Here is a 1,154-nt window from a genome sequence, read left to right on the forward strand (position 1 = left end):
AAAAATATAAACAATTGAAAATCAGTAAATTAAATTGATTTTTTCTTGTTTAAAACCTTGAAATTCAGTATCTTAGACAATGTTTCCCGACAAGTCTAAAATTCCAAATTCCAAGGTTAGTAACGAAGATACTTCCTTATTTTCAGTTTTAAAAGAAGAATTAACATGTATTAATGTTGCTCGACTAAAATTAATGTCATTTTTCATCTGTGCTCTGTGTAAGGTTCAAACCGTGAACTACGAACGCTTGGCTTTAGGTTTTGACACAACCGTAGAAAAGGATTCAAATTTGCGTCGTATACAGCGTTTCTTTGCAAGCTATATTTTAGATCATGATTTAATCGCTAGACTAATTTTCAAATTATTACCTAAACAAAATAAGTATGAATTGACAATGGATAGAACCAATTGGAAATTTGGTCAATCAAATATCAATATTCTAGTGATTGGTATTGTTCATCAAGGTGTTGCTTTTCCTTTGCTTTTCAAAATGATGGATAAATTTGGTAATTCAAATACACAAGAGCGTAAAGAAATACTTGAGCGATATAATAATCTTTTTGGTTTTCAGACTATTGAAGTTTTGGTTGCAGATAGAGAATTTGTTGGTTATGAATGGTTAAACTACCTCAACATAAATAAAATACCCTACCACATTAGAATAAGAGAAAACTTTGACGTACATATTCCAAGAAACAACCATATCGTTAAGGCTAGCTGGTTATTTAAAGATCTAAAAATGGGACAATTCAAACATTACCCTAAAATCATTTACATAAATAAAGTAGCTTGTTATTTATCTGCTAGTGTTATCAAATCTAAAACTGGACAACCTGAATATCAATTCTTAATTTCATTCAAGAATCCTAAAGACGCAAATCAGTGTTATAAAAGAAGATGGCAAATAGAAACCATGTTTAAGGCTTTAAAATCAAGTGGTTTTAATCTTGAAGATACACACTTGAAAGATCCAGATAGAATAGCCAAATTAGTATCAATGGTTTTCATTGCTTTCATTTGGTGCTATAAAGTTGGTATCTATCTTGATGCTTGTCTAAAGCCTATAACGATAAAAAAGCACGGATACAGAGCGAAAAGTTTATTCAAATATGGATTAGAATATATCGCCAACATATTACTAAAACCTCAAAATC

General features: G+C 30.1%; 1 protein-coding gene. It reads left to right on the forward strand.

Going from position 1 to position 1,154, the window contains the following annotated elements:
- Positions 1–232 precede the first annotated feature (232 nt).
- The coding region (locus tag ABWO04_RS12065) for an IS4 family transposase (protein ID WP_353079924.1) at positions 233–1,154 on the forward strand (922 nt) is incomplete at its 3' end.

This window comes from Flavobacterium sp., from assembly GCF_040382755.1.
Taxonomy (GTDB): Bacteria; Bacteroidota; Bacteroidia; order Flavobacteriales; family Flavobacteriaceae; genus Flavobacterium.